At 45.2% G+C, this 20605-nt stretch carries 20 protein-coding genes; 5 read left to right on the top strand and 15 right to left on the bottom strand.

Annotation, left to right across the window (positions count from 1 at the left end):
• Positions 1-272: 272 nt before the first annotated feature.
• Positions 273-608: an Hpt domain-containing protein gene (locus R7E78_RS14310; RefSeq protein ID WP_005375918.1), complete on the top strand. Its 336-nt coding sequence runs from the start codon at positions 273-275 to the stop codon at positions 606-608.
• Between the two features lie 34 nt (positions 609-642).
• Positions 643-834, top strand: coding sequence for a hypothetical protein (locus R7E78_RS14305; RefSeq protein ID WP_005375916.1), 192 nt, complete (start codon positions 643-645; stop codon positions 832-834).
• A gap of 70 nt (positions 835-904) precedes the next feature.
• Here the strand turns inward: R7E78_RS14305 and R7E78_RS14300 are convergent, their stop codons facing one another.
• The 4 genes from R7E78_RS14300 to R7E78_RS14285 all read right to left on the bottom strand — a co-directional run bounded on the left by R7E78_RS14300 (position 905) and on the right by R7E78_RS14285 (position 3701).
• Positions 905-1366, bottom strand: a complete 462-nt coding sequence (locus tag R7E78_RS14300; RefSeq protein WP_005375914.1) for an ATP-binding protein — start codon at positions 1364-1366, stop codon at positions 905-907.
• Positions 1347-2576: a PP2C family protein-serine/threonine phosphatase gene (locus tag R7E78_RS14295; protein WP_318057978.1), complete on the bottom strand. Its 1230-nt coding sequence runs from the start codon at positions 2574-2576 to the stop codon at positions 1347-1349. The genes R7E78_RS14300 and R7E78_RS14295 overlap by 20 nt, the downstream gene beginning before the upstream one ends.
• A gap of 29 nt (positions 2577-2605) precedes the next feature.
• The gene (locus R7E78_RS14290; protein ID WP_005375908.1) at positions 2606-2866 is read right to left on the bottom strand and encodes a hypothetical protein; all 261 of its coding nucleotides are present in this window, start codon (positions 2864-2866) and stop codon (positions 2606-2608) included.
• Between the two features lie 220 nt (positions 2867-3086).
• Positions 3087-3701 (bottom strand): glutathione S-transferase, encoded by a 615-nt coding sequence (locus R7E78_RS14285; RefSeq protein WP_318057977.1) that lies wholly within the window; start codon positions 3699-3701, stop codon positions 3087-3089.
• Between the two features lie 284 nt (positions 3702-3985).
• Here R7E78_RS14285 and R7E78_RS14280 point away from each other — a divergent pair, with 284 nt between their 5' ends.
• A complete protein-coding gene (locus R7E78_RS14280) occupies positions 3986-4561 on the top strand; it encodes a TetR/AcrR family transcriptional regulator (RefSeq protein WP_005375904.1) in 576 nt (191 codons plus the stop codon).
• 1 nt (position 4562) lies between these two features.
• On the top strand, positions 4563-4967 hold the full coding sequence (locus R7E78_RS14275; protein WP_318057976.1) for a PPC domain-containing DNA-binding protein: 405 nt from the start codon (positions 4563-4565) through the stop codon (positions 4965-4967).
• A 101-nt stretch (positions 4968-5068) separates the two neighbouring features.
• Here the strand turns inward: R7E78_RS14275 and nirD are convergent, their stop codons facing one another.
• The 11 genes from nirD to R7E78_RS14220 all read right to left on the bottom strand — a co-directional run bounded on the left by nirD (position 5069) and on the right by R7E78_RS14220 (position 18519).
• Positions 5069-5404, bottom strand: coding sequence for a nitrite reductase small subunit NirD (gene nirD, locus R7E78_RS14270; protein ID WP_069687627.1), 336 nt, complete (start codon positions 5402-5404; stop codon positions 5069-5071).
• Positions 5405-7924 (bottom strand): nitrite reductase large subunit NirB, encoded by a 2520-nt coding sequence (nirB, locus tag R7E78_RS14265; RefSeq protein ID WP_318057975.1) that lies wholly within the window; start codon positions 7922-7924, stop codon positions 5405-5407.
• Positions 7925-7934: 10 nt separating this feature from the next.
• Positions 7935-8771 (bottom strand): ABC transporter ATP-binding protein, encoded by an 837-nt coding sequence (locus R7E78_RS14260; RefSeq protein WP_064376516.1) that lies wholly within the window; start codon positions 8769-8771, stop codon positions 7935-7937.
• An 11-nt stretch (positions 8772-8782) separates the two neighbouring features.
• Positions 8783-9748 (bottom strand): ABC transporter permease, encoded by a 966-nt coding sequence (locus R7E78_RS14255; protein ID WP_005375889.1) that lies wholly within the window; start codon positions 9746-9748, stop codon positions 8783-8785.
• Between the two features lie 72 nt (positions 9749-9820).
• Positions 9821-11185 (bottom strand): CmpA/NrtA family ABC transporter substrate-binding protein, encoded by a 1365-nt coding sequence (locus R7E78_RS14250; RefSeq protein ID WP_005375887.1) that lies wholly within the window; start codon positions 11183-11185, stop codon positions 9821-9823.
• Positions 11186-11450: 265 nt separating this feature from the next.
• The gene (locus tag R7E78_RS14245) at positions 11451-12032 is read right to left on the bottom strand and encodes an ANTAR domain-containing response regulator (RefSeq protein ID WP_206952866.1); all 582 of its coding nucleotides are present in this window, start codon (positions 12030-12032) and stop codon (positions 11451-11453) included.
• Positions 12033-12105: 73 nt separating this feature from the next.
• Positions 12106-13023 (bottom strand): dienelactone hydrolase family protein, encoded by a 918-nt coding sequence (locus tag R7E78_RS14240; protein WP_318057974.1) that lies wholly within the window; start codon positions 13021-13023, stop codon positions 12106-12108.
• Between the two features lie 229 nt (positions 13024-13252).
• A complete protein-coding gene (locus R7E78_RS14235; protein ID WP_132936408.1) occupies positions 13253-14206 on the bottom strand; it encodes a glycosyl transferase family protein in 954 nt (317 codons plus the stop codon).
• Positions 14203-15108: a uroporphyrinogen-III C-methyltransferase gene (gene cobA / locus R7E78_RS14230; protein WP_206952861.1), complete on the bottom strand. Its 906-nt coding sequence runs from the start codon at positions 15106-15108 to the stop codon at positions 14203-14205. Before cobA ends, R7E78_RS14235 begins: the two co-directional genes overlap by 4 nt.
• Before the next feature lie 20 nt (positions 15109-15128).
• Positions 15129-17792, bottom strand: a complete 2664-nt coding sequence (locus R7E78_RS14225; protein ID WP_318057973.1) for a nitrate reductase — start codon at positions 17790-17792, stop codon at positions 15129-15131.
• 292 nt (positions 17793-18084) lie between these two features.
• Positions 18085-18519: a GNAT family N-acetyltransferase gene (locus tag R7E78_RS14220; RefSeq protein ID WP_017634213.1), complete on the bottom strand. Its 435-nt coding sequence runs from the start codon at positions 18517-18519 to the stop codon at positions 18085-18087.
• A gap of 379 nt (positions 18520-18898) precedes the next feature.
• Between R7E78_RS14220 and R7E78_RS14215 the strand changes: the two genes are divergently transcribed.
• Positions 18899-20155, top strand: coding sequence for an aromatic amino acid transport family protein (locus R7E78_RS14215; protein WP_005375868.1), 1257 nt, complete (start codon positions 18899-18901; stop codon positions 20153-20155).
• Positions 20156-20605 lie beyond the last annotated feature (450 nt).

Below are 20605 nucleotides of genomic sequence, written 5' to 3'. Positions count from 1 at the left end.
AGACACTTACCGACTCGGCGTTTTACTTGGAAACGTCCCCTTTGCTACTTGTGTTAAAAACACGCGAGTTGAAGTTTTTTCATCCCTACATTTCGACCATTGCCGTTTGGATATAAGTCAAAATATCTTTAACAATGACTTTCTTTTTGTAAGTTTATCTCAAGCGACAAGCAAACTATTTCTGCTCAAATACTGGTTATGCCATTCATACCTTCGGCTAAGCCTTCATTATCCGAAACATTCCTCTACCGCAACGTTTAATAGGGGTATACATGATTAATTTTGATGTTCTCAATACATACATGGATAACGACGTAGATCTGATCGTCACTGTTTTTTCTACATACCTTGAAGATCACACGAATGATATAGAGCGTATAGATGAGCTATATACAAGCAGATGTTGGTCAGAACTCTATCTATTAGCGCATAGTTTAAAGGGCATTCTAGAGAGTTTCGGAGAAGACACCGCGGTCATTGCGTTTCAAAGAATAGAAGAAAAAACCAGAAACGATACAGCGCCAGATAGCTCAGATATAGCTATAGTTACTGAAGAGCTAGCTGCAATTAATCAACAAATCTTCGCTTACTTGAAGAATATGCAATAAAGAAATTCAAGGCTTAACTGGGGGAAATATGGCAATGAATAATAGCAATTTCAGGGAGTTGATTGAGTCTCTCAAAGACCTAACACCAACTCAAAAAAGGTACTTACTTAGCCGTACAAAGATGGCGCTAGATGATGAAAATAATATGTTAAACATCAGTGATATTCTAACACCAGAAGAGTTGGAGGCGTTACTATCACCAGCACCAACAACGAATACAAAATAACAATGATATACAACGCAACCGTCAGATTAACGCTAGGGACCAAGTGAAGGAAATCGACTTTGCTTGGTTGTTAGTTTCTCTCCCAATTCCTTTTCACTACAACAAACGTATTGTTTTCGAAACCTTTTTCCAATTTAAACAGGTCAGATAATTGAGCGACTAACATCAGTCCGCGACCAGAGGAGGACCAACTATCGTCATCCATTAAGTTAGGTGCCTCAATCTGTTTATTTTTATGTTGGATGAACGTCTTCTCATTGATCGGCGCTCCGCAATCAGAGACTCTCAGTTCCACGAAACCGGACACTTGGTCATCCCCAACCCTACACTCCACTTCAATTGGCAGGCCTTCTATTTCACTGTAAGAATGAATATAAGCGTTATTCATGAGCTCAACGACACAAAGCTCCAATGATTGAATTGCATTTAAGGGGATTTGATGACCCATCAAAAACCGAACAACGTCTTTGCTCGCACTTCGTGAGTGAGTAAGGGAGCTCCCGTAAGTTCGTTTAAATTCGCTCTTTGACATTCTTTTCCTTAAAATCGAGCCTCTCACCATGCCATTTTACCTGTAAAAGGCTGGCATCATCATCAAACTCATCTTCGTTGTGCCAAGATTGTACTTTTTTAAAGACGTCTCCCACTTGATCTTCAACTGGCAGCGTGCAAACAGCTTTTATACTCGATGCCAATCGTTGTAGTGAAAACATCTCCTCACCCTGCCTCGCTTCAATCAAACCATCCGAATAAAGCCACAATGCATCGCCCTCATCTAGACTAATTTGGTTACCGCTATATTCTATCGGCTGCATTGCACCAACGATAAAGTTATCGTCACCTATCTGTTCCATCATGTTCGTACTCGCTCGCCAAACTAAGATCCTGGGGTGGCCAGCCGTGCAATAGCTAAGTCGCCCTGATTTTGTGTTAAGAATGGCGTAAGCCATAGTAAAGTAAAGTTGACTGTTTCTAGTTTGCTGATAACGCCGATTTAGCCGTTCAATCACAGATGCTGGCTCACTTACGCAATAGCAGTCATCTCTCAACTCCATCGTGATCGAATCAGGCCCCTGACTTTGAGATAGTGTCTGTTGAATAGAAAAAGCCATCAAAGCTGAAGAAATACCATGACCAGAAACATCACATACATAAAACGCAACATGTTGTTCATCGAGCTCCAAATACCCCAACATATCACCACCAATCTGGGAGCATGGTCTGTAGACATAACTAAACTGTATATTTTGGATAGTTGATTCAGCAGGGAGTAGTTGCTCCATCAGTTGACTCGCAGACTGCAGGTCTTGGTGAATTGTTTGGTAGGCCGCATCTAGCTCTTTATTTCTCTCAACGAGTTTGTTGTGCAGTTCTAAAGTACGAAACCCCGCACGGATTCTGGCCTGAAGTTCCTCTACAGACGTCTTCTTATCTACGAAATCATCTGCGCCAGCATCAATGCCTTTCACGATCGAACTTTGGTCATTTCTAGAAGACAGTAGAACAAAAAAAATGTAACGTTCGCTAACTTTAGATTTTAATTGGCGACACAATTCAATACCATTAATTCTAGGCATCATTAAATCACTCAGCACAAACTGAATATCAGGGCGGTGGGTTAGCACTTCGAGCGCCGCTCGTCCGTCTTCAACAGCAAGCACTTCATAGCCTTGCTTTTCCAATGCACTGCTGATGTAAAGCAGTACTGTTTTACTGTCATCGACCAAAAGAATGGGTTTCATCTGCCTCCTTAAAGTGGTTGCTATACTGGCTAACGCAAAACACTAGTCACTGACTGCTCATTTCTAAAACGGCTGTAGTCTTCGGCTAATAATTGGTGTTGATATCGAGTGTAAGACAACGCTTCATTAGAAATTAGTATCTGATGCTCTTTTTCGATTAACTGACTTTGCAGCCTTTCAATCTGTTCATTCTGCTGTGTGTAATTGAGGTACAGTGCGAATAGACCAAAAACCGAAACCATTAACAGGGCGATTAGAATATTATTGATAGTTTTCACTTGAATATTCATGACCTCTCCTTGTCTATTATTAGACTTTCCATGATGAAAGAGAGCGTCTACGGACCAAGAGCTCAAGGCTCTAAAACGCAACGAAGCAAATTGAGGTTGTTTTTCCAATTATAGGCGATAGGAGAAAAAATAAGAAAAATCTGAAAAAATTTGAATATCCTGCTGAGTTAAGAATCGGTAAGGTGGTAGCAGCGAGCTATCATCCACTCGCTGCAATACATTAACTCTGAAATGCAGGTCTAGCTAAAATTTGGTTATACCATCGAGCAATGTTTGGCGACGTCGATAGCACATCAATTTCTAGGCCTTTAATTGCGAAACTGATCAAAATAAAGCCTGTTATATCGACGATAGTAAAATGGTCTACGGCGATAAAATCATTATGTTCAAGACGCTTGTCTAAGACAGGCAGAAATTCGTAGACGCGTTGTTTTGATTCTTCGCCCCATGCTTCAACACAACGTTCTCTGTCTCCATAAACTCCGGTCATGTTTCGAAACGCCTGAAATGCCGCATTTAGTCCTTGGAACTCCACCACACGATGCCACATTTCCACCTGAGCACGTTCGAGTTGGTTAGCACCAAACAGCGCCAGATCATTTTCATACGCTTCATCTAGGTAGCGACAAATCGCCACGCTTTCACAGATCGTCGTGCCATCATCCAGTTCCAGTAGAGGCACTTTGCCGTTCACACTTTTCGATTTAAACGGTTCAGATAGGTTATCGCCCTCACGAACGTTCAGCGCAATTCGCTCAACCTCGCCACCGATTTCCTTTAGAAAAATGCTAACTCGCTTACAACTTGGAGTCATTGCGGTTTCATAGAGCTTCATTTCACATCCTTTTATCTTTTTCTAACCGATTGGTTAGGATATACTGTAGCCAGTTTATAAACGATCAGTCAAGAACTTCACTATCAAAAATTTTCAAACAGTTGTGGGTCTGTTTGCTGAGCGAGATTTTTGATGCCGTTTGTGAGTTCACATGAATTTGGAGGCTGATACCCGAGAATAGATGGGTATTCATCATATTGGTTCAGTTCGAACGCTAGAGGTTCTCTGTGCCATCCCTCCAAAGCAATTTAATTACCCGATAAGCAGACCCAGGCAGGTAATTTATGGCAAGAAAAGCCAACTTCGACCGAGATGAAAAGCTTCTCGTGGCTATGGATGTGTTTTGGCGCAAGGGCTTTGCGAACACGTCCATCTCGGATCTCACCGACGAGTTGAACATCAACCGCTTCAGTCTTTACAACACCTATGGTGACAAGCAACAGCTCTACTACGAAGCGCTCGATACCTACTTGAAAAAGGTCTCGCTACCGTCACTGAATGATTTGGAAAAAGACGACGCGTCTTTACCTGAGTTGGAATCGTTCCTTAAATCTTTTGCTGAGCTGCAACGTAAACGCAACTGTGGGTGCTTTATTCAAAATGCGTTGATTGAGCACGCTGGTGAAGACGATGATGTACTGCGTAAAGGGCATTTCTTATTTGACCATCTTATCGACATCATTGCAGATGCGCTGACCAATGCACAAAAAGAAACCTTAGTGCCGAAAACGCTGAAACCAGAAGAGCTTGCTCGTTTTGTTCTCAACAACATGCAAGGTATGCGCGTGCTTGGCAAAGCCAAACGTTATGCCGATTTGGATACGGCGCTTTCCTGCTTGCTGGTTTTGATTAGGAAGTGACATGTCGATTGAAGTGATAGCAGTACGTCTTACCAAAGGCATGGACTTAAAGCTGAGCCTAGCGAAATTGGTCGAGCAGCATGGTATCAAAGCAGGCTCGATTGCCTCATGCGTTGGCTGTATCTCTGACCTCAACCTTCGTTTGGCAGGTGCAGAGAGTACGTTAACCAAACAAGAGCCATTTGAAATTGTCTCTGTGATGGGAACCCTAACGGCTGAACATCAACACGTTCATATCTCGGTGTCTGATCGTGAAGGACGAGTCTGGGGCGGGCATTTAATGGAAGGCACGGTTATAGATACCACCACAGAATTAATCATCCATTCTTACTCAGAACTTGAGTTTACCAGAACGATGGACGACTCGACCGGCTATACCGAACTGCAAGTGAATCCTTCCAAATAGTAAAAAGCTCCAGAGCCATACTGGCTGTCTCTGGAGCTTTATTCGCTTGTCTCTTACGCTAAGAATTTACTCATATCGAGCACACTAAAGAACTTCGAGGATCATTCTTCAACTAAGTAACAAACCTGATTATCGTCGACCATTACTTGCCACGTTTTTAGACAGTGCACTTCGTCTTCTAAACACTGCCCACTCTTTAAACTGAAGTGTTGTTTGTATAGCGGCGATGCAACACACATCTCACCATCGATATCACCGACAATCCCTCGACTCATCACATAAGCCTTACCAATTGGGTCCCAATCTTGAACGGCATAAACACCACTATCAGGAATGTAGAATAACGCGACATGCTCACCTTCAATCAATACAGTGGCACCGATAAACGGCATTAAGTCATCAAGCTGACACAATTTCACTTTGGTTAAAGCTGCCATTTACACCTCCTGTTTCACTGGAATACGCTGACCACGCACACGTTGGTACGGCAAGACTTTGCTGCCCGACGTGCTGTTCAAGAAAGGACGGAAACGTTGCAATTTTTGAGGATTATCCAACGTACTCTTCCACTCACATTGATAGGTATCTACGACTCGTGCCATTTGCTCATCCAATGAGTCACATAGGTTGAGAGAGTCATCCAAAATCACTTGTTTAAGGTAATCTAGGCCCCCTTCCATGTTCTCCATCCACACAGACGTGCGCTGCAAGCGATCTGCGGTGCTGACGTAGAACATCAATACTCGGTCGATCATGGTGATCAACTCTGATTTGGATAAGTCGGATGCAAACAAATCTGCGTGTCTTGGTCTCATGCCGCCATTCCCGCAAACGTATAGATTCCAGCCGTTTTCAGTGGCGATCACCCCAATGTCTTTACTTTGCGCTTCTGCACACTCGCGAGTACAGCCCGATACGGCAAACTTAAGCTTATGGGGCGCTCGCAATCCTTTGTAGCGGTTCTCTAACTCAATGGCTAATCCGACCGAGTCATCAACGCCATAACGACACCAAGTAGAGCCGACGCAAGATTTCACGGTGCGCACCGATTTGCCGTAGGCGTGCCCTGTTTCAAAACCAGCATCGATTAAGGTTTGCCAGATTTCTGGGAGTTGTTCTAACTGCGCGCCAAATAAATCCACGCGCTGACCGCCAGTGATCTTGGTGTACAGATCGTATTGCTGAGCAACTTCGCCTAGCACGATGAGTTTGTCTGGTGTGATTTCGCCGCCCGGAACACGAGGTACAATCGAGTAAGAGCCATCTTTTTGCAGGTTTGCCATGAAAGCATCGTTAGAATCTTGCAGAGATTGATGTTGAGGCTCCATGATGTGTTCATTCCACAAAGAAGCAAACACAGATGCTGCTGTCGGCTTACAGATATCACACCCATGCCCTTTGCCATGCAGTGCAATTAAGGTGTCGAAGTCTTTGATTTGTTCCACTTGGCAAATATGGAACATCTCTTGGCGACTTAACTCAAAGTGCTCACAAAGGTGGTTGTTGACCTCTACCCCCATGGCTGCTAATTGAGTATCCAATACCGACTTGACCATATTGCTACAGCCACCACAGCCAGTACCGGCTTTGGTGTTGGCTTTAAGGTCCGTCAGGTTGGTAGTGCCAGCTTGTATCTCGGCAACTAAGTCGCCTTTTGTGACGTTGTGACAAGAACAGATGATGGCGCTGTCTGGCATCTCTCCATCAAGCATTCCGGTATCAAACAGCAGGTTCGCTGCGTGGTCTGGTAGAACCGTTTTGTTCAAATAACACTGTAAGAGCGCATCGTAGTCGCTGTTGTCACCAACGAGAATCGCACCAAGCAATTGGGTGCCGCTCGCATCAACCACCAGCTTTTTGTAGATGCCTGCAACCGCATCTTGCAACACCATTTCCTGTGCGCCTTCGGTTTGCATTTGTGCATCGCCGATAGACGCCACATCCACCCCAAGTAGCTTGAGCTTGGTGCTCATGTCTGCGCCTTTAAAACCTTCGCTTGGCATACCAGTCAAGATATCGGCAGTGGTTCTCGCCATGGTGTAACCGGGTGCGACTAAACCAAAGATCTTCTGCTCCCAAAGGGCACATTCGCCAATCGCGTAAATGTTCTCATCGCTGGTTTGGCATTGGTTATTAATCACAATGCCGCCTCGCTCGCCTATTTCTAGCTCAGCCAGCCTTGCCAACTCATCTTGAGGACGAATGCCTGCGGAGAAGACAATCACATCCACTTCGAGAGGATCTTTGTCTTTAAACACCATACGATGCTTAGCCGTTTCACCATCGCAGATTCGTTCCGTACCCGTTGAGGTGTGAACGGTTAGCCCTAGTGCTTCAATCTTCTCTTTTAGCACTAAGCCAGCACCATCATCTAACTGCACGGGCATCAGGCGAGGTGCAAACTCAATGACGTGAGTTTCTAGCCCCAATAGTTTGAGTGCGTTTGCCGCTTCTAAACCCAACAAGCCGCCGCCAATCACTGCGCCTGTTCTTGCGCCTTCACATGCCTTTTTGATTTGTGAAAGATCATCAAGCGTGCGATAGACAAACACGTTGTCTCGGTCTTTACCTTCAATTGGCGGCACAAACGGGTAAGAACCGGTCGCGAGCACGAGTTGGTCGTAACCCAGCACATCTTCACCATCAAGCAGAATGCGCTTTTGCTCTCTGTCGATGCCTGTTACTTGGCTGCCAAGTACGAGTTGGATGCCATGCATGTCGTACCATTCTTGGTTACTCAGCATCAAATCATCATGAGACTTACCCGCAAATAAAGAAGAAAGTTGTACACGGTCATACGCGATAAAGCGCTCTGCACCAATCACGGTAATTCGGTGCTCCAAATGCGCGTTTTTCTGCACTAATTGCTCGACGAGGTGTTGCCCGACCATACCGTTGCCTACCACAACGATGTGGCTCAATGCGTTCTTTACTGGAATCGTTAAAGGACTGTTCATCGCTGCCTCCTTATGCCGTTTGCGCTGCGGTTTTGGGTTTGTCTTCTTTCGAAGCAGGAATCTCGACTTTGGATTGCTTCTCGTAAAGGAACTTCAGCACCGCTTGTCGACACTTCTGATACTGCGCATCATCCGCCAGTGCGACACGCTCACGAGGGCGAGGTAGATTCACTTCTAACACTTCACCAATGGTTGCCGCCGGTCCGTTAGTCATCATCACGATTTTGTCGGATAGCAGTACGGCTTCATCCACGTCATGGGTAATCATGATGACAGTGTTGTTTAGCTCGGCTTGAATCTTCATCAGTGCATCCTGCAAATGCGCACGTGTTAACGCATCCAACGCGCCAAATGGCTCATCCATCAGTAGAACCTTTGGTTGAAGTGCCAGTGCTCTGGCGATGCCGACTCGCTGCTTCATACCACCAGAGATTTCGTCCGGCTTTTTGTGCGCGGCATGCTGCATTTGAATCAACTCCAAATAGTGATTCACTTGCTCCTGAATCCACGCTTTGCCCTTTTTGCCGGCAATTTGCTTTACAGCTAACTCAACGTTTTGATACACGGTTAACCAAGGCAATAATGAATGGTTTTGGAACACCACTGCGCGGTCAGGTCCTGGTCCAGATACTTCTCGTCCATCGACGATCACGCCGCCGTCTGTTGGCATGTGCAGCCCTGCGACTAAGTTCAATACCGTTGATTTACCACAGCCAGAGTGACCAATTAGGGATACAAACTCGCCTTTATTGATTTGTAAATCGACGTTCTTAAGCGCGATGAACTCGCCATCTGGCGTTGGGAATCGCATCCCTAAACGCGTTAGATCTAATAATGCTTTTTCCATGATCGTTTCCCTTATCTCAACGCTTGTTGTTTATTCCAAGACAGCCACTTTTGAAGTTGCAGCATGCCTCTATCGAGCATCAAACCGATAAAACCAATGGTGATGACTGCCACCATGATGCGCCCCAATGATGCCGAGCTGCCGTTTTGGAATTCATCCCAAACGAACTTGCCTAACCCTGGGTTCTGCGCGAGCATTTCTGCCGCAATCAACACCATCCAAGCGATACCTAAAGAGAGACGTAAACCTGTGAAGATCATTGGAATGGCAGAAGGTAATACGATGGTGCGGATGTGCTGCCACCACGAAAGTTGAAGCACTTTACTCACGTTGATTAAGTCTTTATCAACGCTTGTTACACCCACAGCGGTGTTAATCAGCGTCGGCCATAAGCTACACAGCGCTACAGTGATCAGAGAGTTGATGAACGACTTAGCAAACATCGGGTCATCACTCACATAAGTGGCACTTACAACCATAGTGACGATAGGCAGCCAAGCTAAAGGTGATACGGGCTTGAGCAGTTGAATGATTGGGTTGAACGCTTGATACAGCCCTTGATTAAGACCAAGCACGATGCCAAGCGGAATCGCGATAACCGTCGCCAGCAAAAAGCCCGCAGTTACGGTCACTAAGCTTGTTATGATTTGGTCGAAGAACGTCGGTTTACCTGTGTAAGGACGAATCTTCACTTCCGCGTCTGGATTCTTCGCTAACTTCGCAGCATTGCGCTTTTCCTGACGCTCGATAAACGCTTGTTCCTTTTCTCGCTCTTGCCAATGGTCATCGACAAGGTTGCTGAACTGCTGAAAAGTTTGCACTGGCCCTGGTAGCGTACCTAATGAGGTTTGCACTTCTCTCGCTGCTAAGTGCCACATTGCCAAAAAGATCAGCAAGCCAATGACGGGCAAAAGCACCAGCCGACTTCGGTTCACTACCTGCTTAGCAGGAAACAGGGAAATGACATTACTAGACATACTCACTCCTAAGAAATTTACATCCTTGTTGCCACAAGCGAATTCCCTCGCCTGTGGCGTTTATCGTTATGGTTAAACCTTGTCTTTTCCTTTAAGCCCGATAGAGAACTTCTCTAGATATTTATTTGGCTCGCGACCGTCATAAACGATGTTGTCGATAAAGTGTGTTTGTGGAGCACGGAAACCATCTTCAGCACTAAAATCTGGGAAGTCTTTTTTGCTCAACACACCATCTTCAATCAGTGCTTGAGCCGCTTGTTGGTAAATGTCCGGACGGTAAACCTCTTTTGCGACATCCATGTACCAATCATCGGATTTCTCGCTTGAGATCTGTCCCCAGCGACGCATTTGGGTCAGGTACCAAATCGCATCGCTGTAATACGGATAAGTGGCGTTATGACGGAAGAACACGTTGAAGTCTGGCACGTCTCGTTTGTCGCCTTTCTCGTATTCAAATGTGCCCGTCATCGAGTTGGCGATAACTTCGGCATCGGCTCCAACGTATTCGCTTTTTGATAGCATCTTCACTGCTTCTTGGCGGTTGGCATTGTCGTTTTCATCCAACCAATGTGCCGCCCGAATCAAGGCTTTCACTACGCGAATGTGCGTGTTTGGATACTTCTCAGCCCAAGCTTTAGAAACACCAAACACTTTCTCTGGGTTGTTCTTCCAGATCTCGTAATCGGTCACGACTGGCGTACCAATGCCTTTGAATACGGCTTGTTGGTTCCATGGTTCGCCTACGCAGTACCCTTTGATCGTGCCCGCTTCCATTGTTGCTGGCATTTGTGGTGGCGGTGTAACACTCAAAAGAACGTCAGCATCCAACTGGCCACTGTTATCGCCTGAGTCTGGTGCGTAAAAGCCTGGATGAATCCCACCTGCCGCTAACCAGTATCGCAACTCATAGTTGTGCGTCGATACAGGGAACACCATCCCCATGTTGAACGGTTTGCCTTTATCCAGATAGCTGTCGACCACAGGCTTCAGTGCATCCGCTTTGATTGGGTGAACTGGTTTGCCATCTGGTTGCTTTGGAATGTATTGCTTCATCTGTTCCCAAGTATCATTGGAAACCGTGATTGCGTTGCCGTTTAAATCCATACTGAACGCGGTAATCACTTCTGCTTTTGTGCCGACACCAATCGTCGCGCCCAATGGCTGACCAGCAAGCATGTGCGCGCCAGCAAGCTCACCATCGATGACTCGGTCTAAAAGCACCTTCCAGTTTGCTTGTGCTTCTAAAGTGACGTACAAGCCTTCGTCTTCAAAAAAGCCTTTCTCATAAGCAACCGCCAGCGGTGCCATATCGGTTAACTTAATAAAACCAAACTTCAGGTCTTCAATTTCTGGCTCACCCAACTCTGCCTTTACGCTGACCGTGGTGAATACCGATAACGAAATTGCTGACACTTTCAGCATCGAACTCCATTTCATTGGTTTGCTCCCATAAAAAAAGCGCCACTACTCCGAAGAGCAGTAGCGCCGTTGCTAAGTCTACAATTACCGCCGTTGATAATTGAGATAAGCGATTCAACAATAAACCCAATTCTACTAATCCAATTACTGTGCCAACTTATTTTTTACAGTAGATACAATGAATTAGTATATTCTACCGTTTATTTTTCCCTGTTATTGCTTGCTGATAGTGCAACACGCACCACGTTAGAAAATGCACCCCAACCCCAAAGTGGTAGAGCAACTAATCCAACACTTCCAAAGTAGTTATCAAATTCTTGGCAACTTGTGCGAGCGTTTGGCTGGATTGCATAGCTGAATTTCTAAGCGCTTTGTAAGCCTGTTCTTCATCAACGCTGTGCATCTTCATCAGCAGACCTTTGGCTTTTTCCACCAGCTTGCGCTCTTCAATCTTGTGGGTCAGCGATTCAATTTCCGATTGCATACTTTCGAATTTCGTTCTCACTAATGTCGCATGTTCAATCCAAGGTTGAAGTGCAAACTCACTATCATGCGGCATGAGCACATAGTCCATTTTTTCTGATAAACGATTGATATCATTGGATGATAATTGCTTTAAGACGATAAGAAGTGGTGCCGATTTTCTGCGGCAGAAATCGACGATCAAACGCAGTTCCGCAGTTGGTTGCTGCCATCCAACCACAACGCTTGCTGACGGTTCTCGTTGCATTAACGTTTCTAGTTGTGCCAATTGGCAACCCATGATGTTGTCGTAATCTTTGCTCAATAAGCCGGACAATCGAGCCTGCTCTTGGTGGCTATCGCAGCATACTATGATGGGTGTTTTTGACGTTGATTGAGTCATGCACATTCCTTGTTTATATCTCACTCACTAAGAGAGACATAACAAGGAATGTGCCAACTAAAGCTGAAGCATTTTAACTAGAGGCGAGATGTTCTTTGAAGAAGCCGAGTGTGCGCTCCCAAGCGAGTGCTGCTTCTTCCGGTGCGTAGCGTGCTGTTGAGTCGTTATGGAAGCCGTGGTTGACGTTCTCATACATTAACGCTTGATACTGTGCGTCGGTTGCGATCAATTGCTGCTCATAAGCAGGCCATGTGTCGTTAACACGCTTATCGAGCCCTGCAAAGTGAATCATCAATGGCCCTTTGACTTGCTTTTGGATCTCTTGAGCCGCGGGTGTTCCATAGAAAGGCACACCTGCATCGAGCTCTTCAGGCATTACCGCTGCAAGCATGTTGACAATGTATCCACCGAAGCAGAATCCAACCGCGCCCAATTTACCGTTGCCACCCTCGTATTGTTTGAGGAAGTTAGCGGCTGCAATAAAGTCTTGTTCGATCTTGTCTCTGTCCATCTCTTTCTGCATCGCGCGACCTTCATCGTCGTTCCCCGGATAGCCGCCGAGTGGATAAAGCGCGTCTGGAGCGAAAGCAATAAAGCCGTCTTTTGCAAGTCGTCTTGCGACATCTTTGATATAAGGGTTCAGACCTCGATTTTCATGAATCACCAACACGGCCGGCGATTTTAAGGTCTTCTTCTGTGGCATCACCGAATAACCACGCCCTTCTCCATGCCCATTTGGAGATGGAAAGGTTTCGTAAGTTGCTTTGATGTCAGGATCGTTAAATGAAACTTGTTCTGCGAGTGCGTAATTCGGGGTTAACGCATCGACCAGTGCTGTCATGCTAAAGCCAAGCACCGCAAGGCCACCCAGCCTGTTAAGAAACTCACGGCGCGTGATTTTTCCGTGGGCGTATTCGTCGTACCAATCGAAGGCTTCTTGCGGGATTGGGTGAGAAGCCTTTTCACTAGGAGTGGTATGCTTTAGAACCATTATCCATGTCCTCTGTGTCTTACCATATGGGAATTTCTCATTCTCAAAAGCGCAGCGAGAAACGAACGCGATTGAGGCTAAAACTGCGGTTTCACCACTCTGATACGGAGCAAGGTGGTGAAACACATCATTGGCGAGCTAGGATCTTTTACCTTCTTCAAACAATAGATAATGGATTCAGATTCAACAACTTTGCGTCGTTGGTTTTACATTAATTGACAATAGTATCTTATTGCTGGCCGCAATAGGCTTGCCAGTAAGAGAAAGCTCGTTCGAATGCTTTTTCCCTGTCATGCATTTGTGCAAATAGCACCACTGTCATGGTGGCAAGAACCGTATTTGCCATTTGGTTCATGTCGTCTTCTGACGTTCCAAACGGGCAGTTTGCAGGCATTGGCACCTCAGACAGCATTTGTTCCGTCCAGTAATGCGATGTCACGCCGCTTGTTTGGCTTAACCATACTGTTTGGCTTACTTTCGGGTTGTATTCTGACTCACCCGATTGTCCTTTGAATGACACAACGGCATGAGCGGTTTTGCCAATCTCGAATTCGACTTCAGCATGAAGTTGTTGGAACCCGGGATGAAAGCTACCACGAATACCAACCGTCGCCTGCCCCGGATTCAATGCTCGAACCACGGTATTAATCGGCGTTCTAAGCCCATAACGATTCTTCCAACCGATCATGGTTTCTGCTTGAGGAGCAAACGAACTCAGCGGTAGATACACAATGTTTTGTGTTTCTAACACACGCTTTGCGTCTTCTGCTGATTCCGCTTTCTTGATAGCAAACTTGTCGAGGTAATCTTCGGCATGCAAACGACCAGATTGGCGGTCGTGATAGCCGTGCATCAGCACTTTATGACCATTATCGGCGAGGATCTTCGCTGCCAACAGGTGCCAAGGCTGCCCTGCCGCTTCACGTTTGCCTGCATAACATGGCCAGTCAATGTCTGCACCAATAGCTGGCATGCGGGATTGGAATGCTTTTACAAAGCCAGCGATTTCTTGTTGAGTTTCGTTCTGTACACGGATCAGCATCAATAGCATTGCCATCTGATCGTCGTCGCACTCACCGTTTAGGTATTCATCCATAACTCGAAATGCTTGGTCAAAGTTCAGTGGTTTTCTACCACGTTCGCCACGACCGACTGTTCTAATACATTCCAAAATGCTGCTCATATTCCCTCGTATTCCGTCACTGACTGTACGGTTTCTATTAGTTGTTCGCGCAGTTTGACAACTTCTCCCATCACAATCAATGCTGGGCTCACGCCTTTAAGTGTAATTGATAAATCATTGAGCTGATTGAGTTGGGTAACATGAACTTGTTGTTGAGGGCTGCAACCATGAGTAATGATCGCGACAGGGAAATCTTCTCTCAAACCAGAGCCTATCAAACCCGTTTGTATTTGCGATGACTTTTCTAACCCCATATAGAAGACTAACGTTTGTCCGCTTTGCATCAGTTGGCTCCACGCTTCAAATGCACCTGTTACCACTTGCCCCGTAACAAAGGTAACGCTGCGAGCAACGCCACGATGAGTCAGCGGAATCAAGCTGTTTGCTGAACATCCAATCGCAGCAGTAATGCCGGGAATGACTTCGTACGCGATTGAGTGTTTGACGAGCACTAATGCTTCTTCGCCTCCACGGCCAAATACGAAAGGATCTCCCCCTTTTAAGCGCACAACTCGCTTTCCTTGTTGAGCGAGCGATACCATCAAGTCACAAATTTCTTCCTGACCAATACTAGGTTGTCCGCATCGTTTGCCCACGTAGATCCAATCGGCTTGTGGCGGAGCCAACTCCAAAATATCTTTGTTAACCAAACGGTCGTACAGCAGAATCTCTGCCGACATAATCGCTTTCACAGCCTTTACGGTTAACAAGTCTGGATCGTGCGGCCCTGCTCCGACAATCGAGACAAAACCTTTGTGGTTCGCGTCTAGGTCTACTGAATGGTCTTCTAAAAGTTGGTTCAGTTTGCTTGCTTGGTCATGCTTAGAAAAGCGAGACGAGCGTTCTTGTTTCTGACTCGCTTGTCCTTTCTTAAACCAAGACTTTTGATAAGGCGCTTCCATGTGCTTATCCTCTTTATGACTTACTTTATTTGAATCGCCAGACTTTGCTGGTTCGCTTGCTGTTTGCCCTTTTGATGCTGATGGCTGTCGACCATTTGTTTGATTTGAGAAACGCACGAACCACAGTTAGTGCCGCATTTGAGTTTGTTTTGAAGTTGAGTCAGTGAAGTGCAGTCTTGCTTCTCCATCGCGTCATGTATTTGTTTATCAGTAACACGGAAACAACTACAAACCAGTTTGGCACTGCTTTGCGATTGAGTAATGGTAAGCAGTTGCGATAGCTCCATTGGCTTGCCAATCAAGCCAGTAAAGTTGGTGTAGTCGGTTTGAATCGGTTCACTAGACACCACTAAAACAGAACGAATGATACGAACGTCTCCAACAAGGTCGTAATCCACCGCTAGCCAACCTTGGGCAATATCTATCGTAATCCTGCGGCTCTTTTCCGTTCGACAAAAACTCTGCTTCTTTGGCCGCTTATCGTGTGCAAAGCGCCAGATGCCCAAATTACTTTCTGCTTGAAATGCGCTGTAGAGAAACTTGCCGGAATCAAACTGTGTACCGATGAACATACCGTAGGTTTTTACCGCCGCATCTTCCACTTCAACATAAGATGACTTAAACGCAGGTTGCCCGGAAATAGGGTCTTTTGCGCTGTTTACTATCGCATTAACACTGCTTTCACCGCCATATCGACCCGCCCAGTGCATTGACATAAACAGCTCCTGAAAACCCAAACCTTCATCAATGGCAACTTTGGCATAAATACCGGTGTTTGAAGTAGGCTGAAACAGCTTGGTGAGTTGTCCTGCTTTTAAGCGATTTTGAGTAGCAGAGAGTGTGTTCATGTACACGGTTGGTTCTAACTCAGAGGCGGCAAGGTGTGCGATATGCCCTGTGCGCGTCATGGTATGCCATTGGTCGCGTTGCCTACCCGTATTGAGCCACCAGCCTTTTGTTCTTTCTAAACGCGTTGGAGATTCACTGGTCACGACAAAACGCGCTTTACCATCTGGGTGCGAATAGATGCCATCAGCAAAAGGGCGCTCTCCTCCCCATTGTGTCGGCACCCACTCTTCGTATTCTTGCTCGGTTAAGTTGGCGTATTGAGACAGGTCGAGCTTCAATGGCGAATTGGCATTCATGCCTGTCATCGCCGCATATTCCCTGAATACCGCCCGCTCAGAAGTAAACGCAAAGCCATTTTGTGTCTTTTCCAATGCACACAGAGCTTGTCCGACTTGGCTTATCGCCCACCAATCTGATTTTGCTTCACCCGGAGGCATTTGAAACTGGCGCTGCCTTGAAAGTCGACGCTCAGAGTTGGTGACCATGCCTTGCTTCTCACCCCAACCAGCGGCGGGCAGCAACAGATCCGCGTAATGCGCTACATCCGAATCCGCTGTGATATCGGAAACAATCACAAACGGACAGATCTCTAGTGCACGTTTTATCAATTGGTTATCTGGCAAAGAGACAACGGGATTGGTTGCCATGATCCACAGAACTTTAATCTCACCACGTTCTACCGCCTCAAACAGTTCAACGGCTTTTAAACCGGGCTGAGTGGCAATCTCTGGTGAATCCCAGAACGCCTGCACTTGCTTGATAGACTCTGCGTCAAAAGCACGATGAGCCGCTAATTGATTTGCCAAACCACCCACTTCTCGTCCACCCATCGCATTCGGCTGACCTGTAATAGAAAATGGCCCGCTACCTGACTTAGCAATTTTACCCGTCGCCAAATGTGCATTAATAATGGCATTGCCTTTATCAACACCATTTTCGGCTTGGTTAACCCCTTGGCAAAACAGCGTGATTGCGGTTGGGCTTTGCGCAAACCATTGGAAGAATGTCGTGAGTTTTTCTTTTGAAATGCCAATGGAAGACGTCAAATTAGTGACATCGTAACGCAAGTCAGAAACCTCTTCTGTAAGTGCATCAAACCCGTCGGTATAGGAATTTATATATTCAGAATCAATACATTGCTGCTCGATAAGAAACTTGAGCAGCCCATTAAAAAGTGACACATCCCCATCGTTTTTAATCGGTAGATGCAAATCCGCTTGCTGCGCGGTGACCGTTTCACGAGGGTCAATAACCACCAGTTTGAGATTAGGATTGTTCTCTCTCGCTTGTTGAATACGTCGAAATAAAACAGGGTGTGTCCAAGCGGTATTCGCACCGCAAATTATCAATAGCTCAGTCTTATCAATATCGTCGTAATTTACGGGAACGACATCTTCGCCAAATGCTCGTACATGAGCCGCAACCGCCGAAGACATGCACAAACGGGAGTTCGTATCGATGTTCGCGCTGCCAACATAGCCTTTCATGAGTTTGTTGGCGACGTAATAGTCTTCCGTCAACAACTGCCCTGACACGTACATCGCGACGGAATCATGTCCAAACTCCGCTTTCGCTTGATGAATCTTTTCTGCAATTAGATCTGTGGCTTGTTGCCATTGTACTTCTTGCCCTTGAGGTCGCTGCTTGCTGATAAGCTTTGGATACAGCAAGCGCGAAGGCATATTCAAGCTCTCTGCCAACGCGACGCCCTTTACGCACAGTGAGCCCGCATTTGCAGGATGACACGCATCCCCAACGATTCCTTTCGCATTGACCTCGACACCACATCCAACACCACAATAGGGACAAGTGGTTTTTTTGCATCCTTGCGACATAACACCTCCAGTGTGATTCAGCCCAACTTACTAGCAAAAAAAAGCCTCTCCCGAATCGAGAGAGGCAGCAATGCCTTTAACGCTGTTAGTACATTTTCAAAAAGTAATACCCTATACCGCTCTCGCCTGCTATTAAGAGCGGCGCATCGAGTTATCGATGAACGTTTATGTAAAGCAAGTGAGGTGCCAAGATTAAAAACCCTTACTATACAAATGGTTAGCTTAAAACGAATTATAGCAACGTAATGCTACGCACTGATTGTGTGCAAATTTCGGTCATTATCGTGCAGTATTACTTTACTAATTCCATAACTAACCTGGATTCTTCGTCACCAAAATAATGCGCTTCTTCTTCTAACGTTTTAAAGCCAAGGGAGAGGTATAAAGACAATGCAGGTTGGTTCTTAGGATCGACAGTCAATTTCACGCTTGAGCCTAACGTCAACGACGCAATAACGTTTTCTAGGAGGGAACGCGCAATACCTTTACCTCTATGTTGAATATCGACGGCCAATGACATGATCCAATATTGATGTGCATTTGTGCTAGTCGTTAGCAATATATACCCTGCGACCTGCTCTCCCTCTTTTGCTACCAGTAAGCTCTCTCCCCAACAATCAAAAGCTTGCCGAAAGAAAAATTGAGGATAGGCGTGTTCTCCAAATAAAGTATTTTCGAGCTTATATATGGCAAATAAGTCCTCTTTTTGCGCAGACAAGATGTCCATTCAATGACTCCTTCTTTAACATGAATGGCAGCAGTATACCTAAATCTCATCTAAATGACGGGACACAAACATCTCAATTAAGTGCTTAAGAAATGTAATATTCTTCCTGAAAATTAGGCCTAACTCACTTAGAACATACATCCGTGATTAAGTTTTAACCGCAAAATCAAAAACCACACAAGATGAAAATTTCAATACATACAACCATTAAATGCATTAAAATTAAGAACTTTATTCTGGTTTATTGAAAAATTCATAGTTGGATAATTTACAACCACCCCAAGTCCACAGCATTATTCACCAAGCTTCGCATGTGATAATAAACACTAAAACCTTTACCATTTTCAGCATTATTATTTTTATAAAAGCGAGTTTTAAAGTGAAAGAATCTCGAAATGCCTTAAATCCTAGTGAAATAAACACAACCACAGCTTGGTCAAAACATGATACACATTGGGTTCTTAGCCTATTTGGAACGGCCGTTGGCGCAGGCATCCTGTTTCTGCCAATTAACCTTGGGATTGGTGGTTTTTGGCCTTTAGTCGCGATGGCAGTACTTGCTTTTCCAATGACCTATCTTGCGCACCGTGGCTTAGCTCGTTTTGTACTATCTTCTAAGATCAAAAACGCAGACTTCACTGATGTAGTGGAAGAGCACTTCGGCGCAAAAGCAGGCCGTTCAATTTCACTGCTGTATTTTCTTTCGATCTTCCCGATCCTGTTGATATATGGTGTTGGAATAACAAACACAGTAGATAGCTTCATGGTAAATCAGGCTGATATGGCTTCTTTACCTAGACCTTTGCTTTCTGGCGTACTAGTGTTTGCACTAATTGCTATTATGATGGCGGGTGAAAAAGTAATGCTACGGGCCTTTGCCATTATGGTGTTCCCACTTGTTGCCATTCTTGCCTTTCTATCATTTTACTTAATACCGAACTGGACCATGCCTGTCATGGATGTGCCAGAAGCGTCAGCTTTTGCTAGCACTATGTGGTTAGCAGTTCCTGTAGTGATTTTCTCGTTTAGTCACGCAGCTGCAATTTCAAGCTTTGCAAATGTACAACGTCGCCATTACGGTAAGCAGGCAGATGCCAAATCCGAAGTTATTCTTCGTCGCACTAGCATCATGCTGATTGCCTTTGTTCTTATTTTTGTATTTTCCTGTGTGCTAACACTGTCACCTGAACAATTGGCTCAAGCAAAAGAACAAAACGTATCCGTATTGTCTTACTTAGCGAACGCAACCGATAATCCATTTATTGCAACACTTGGTCCTTTAGTAGCGTTTGTTGCTATCACTTCATCTTTCCTTGGACATTTTTTAGGTGCGCGTGAAAGCTTAAATGGTTTAATTACCAAGCATTTTAACCTATCTGAGAAGCGTGTTGATCGTATCAGCGTGGCAGCACTGTTCTTCTCAATCTGGGCGGCGGCGATCATGAACCCAAGTATTCTTGGTATGATGGAAGCATTGTCAGGGCCTGTTATTGCAATGATCTTATTTATTATGCCAATGTTAGCGGTGTATAAAATCGAGGCGATGAAACAATATCGAGGAAATGTCTCTACTTACTTTGTTCTAGCAGCAGGCATTGTGGCGGTAAGTGCATTGATTTTTAGCTTCTTCAGCTAATAACTAAAGACTAGCTTGGATTTTCAGGGGAATACCTTACACAAGGTTAAGGTGATTCCCTGAATTTTCTTACTCTTTAAAAGGTAATCATCGTTACCCTTGACTCTTAAATAAGAGCGAAAACACCCGCAATCATAAGTACTGAAGCGATGCAGGTACGGCCGATAATGCCGAAGTGCGAAGGTTGAATCATTTCATTATGCATAGTTAATCTCCTATTTATTATAAAAGCCATTTTTTATTAGCTTAATAACACTATGTCTAATATCCAGTTTTTTAACAACCCATACAAACATTAAATATTTATGACAGAAACGTAATTTTTTACACTTCACCCTGATTTCGAGCGATGAATCCGCGGCTTAAATCATTAGATTGAGTCCACCGAATATGCTCACTTACCTTCCATCGTTACCCTACCTATGCCATCTTCCAATCATTACATAAGTT

This window comes from Vibrio sp. YT-19(2023) (assembly GCF_033337395.1).
The sequence above is the reverse complement of the archived record's forward strand: the minus strand, read 5'-3'. Positions and strand labels throughout refer to the sequence as shown.